This window comes from Spirillospora sp. NPDC127506 (assembly GCF_040302145.1).
GTDB lineage: Bacteria > Actinomycetota > Actinomycetes > Streptosporangiales > Streptosporangiaceae > Spirillospora.
Genome location: NZ_JBEORG010000104.1, coordinates 1 through 1,326 on the forward strand (window position 1 = coordinate 1; position 1,326 = coordinate 1,326).

A 1,326-nucleotide genomic window follows, 5' to 3' on the forward strand; every position below is an offset into this window, starting at 1 on the left:
AGGTCGAGGTGGACGGTGGCTTCGCGGGGTTGGTGGGGGTTGAGGTTGACGATGGCCAGGATGACGTCGTTGAGGTGGCGTTTGGAGAAGGCCAGGAGTTCGGGTTGGTCGATGTGGTGGAAGTGCAGGTTGCGGAGTTGTTGGAGGGCGGGGTGGGTGTTGCGCAGGGTGTTGAGGTGGGTGATGAGGGGGGCGATGGTGGTGCCGGTGCGGGTGGCGGTGTCCCAGTCGCGGGGGCGGTATTGGTATTTCTCTGAGTCGCGGTATTCCTCGCTGCCGGGGCGGACGGGGGTGTTTTCGCACAGTTCGTAGCCGGCGTAGATGCCCCAGGTGGGGGAGAGCAGGGCGGCCAGGATGGCGCGGATTTCGAAGGCGGGGCGGCCGCCGTGCTGGAGGTATTCGTTCAGGATGTCGGGGGTGTTGGTGAACAGGTTGGGGCGCATGTAGGCGGCGGCGGGGCCGGTGAGTTCGGTGAGGTAGGCGGTGAGTTCGTCGGCGGTGTTGCGCCAGGTGAAGTAGGTGTAGGACTGGTGGAAGCCGATTTTGGCCAGGGTGTGCATCATGGCGGGGCGGGTGAAGGCTTCGGCGAGGAAGAGCACGTCGGGGTCGGTGGTGTTGATGTCGGCCAGGAGGCGTTCCCAGAAGGCGACGGGTTTGGTGTGGGGGTTGTCGACGCGGAAGATGCGCACGCCGTGGTTCATCCAGTGGTGCAGGATGCGTTTGATCTCGGTGTAGAGGCCTTCTGGGTCGTTGTCGAAGTTGAGGGGGTAGATGTCCTGGTATTTCTTGGGCGGGTTCTCGGCGTGGGCGATGGTGCCGTCGGCGCGGGTGGTGAACCATTCGGGGTGGGTGGTGACCCAGGGGTGGTCGGGGGAGCATTGCAGGGCCAGGTCGAGGGCGATTTCCAGGCCGTGGTGGTGGGCGTGGGCGACGAAGGCGTCGAAGTCCTCCAGGGTGCCCAGGTCGGGGTGGATGGCGTCGTGGCCGCCGTCGGGTGAGCCGATGGCCCAGGGGGAGCCGGGGTCGTAGGGGCCGGCGTCCAGGGTGTTGTTGGGGCCTTTGCGGTGGGTGGTGCCGATGGGGTGGATGGGGGGCAGGTAGACCACGTCGAAGCCCATGTCGGCGATGGCGGGCAGGCGTTTCATCGCGGTGCGGAAGGTGCCGGAGGTGGGGCCGCGGCGGCCCATGGGGTCGAAGGCGGCGCCTTCGGAGCGGGGGAAGAACTCATACCAGGCGCCGTACAGGGCGCGGCGGCGGTGGACGACCAGGGGGTACCAGTCCGACACCGTCAGCAGATCCCGCAGCGGATGACGCTCCAACACGTCC

Annotated in this window: 1 protein-coding gene; it reads right to left on the reverse strand. The window is 67.0% G+C overall.

The genetic code is table 11. The features are described from left to right. Nucleotides 1-1,326 (reverse strand): alpha-1,4-glucan--maltose-1-phosphate maltosyltransferase (locus tag ABTW95_RS35660; protein ID WP_500228637.1); only part of this gene is annotated, 1,326 nt, incomplete at both ends.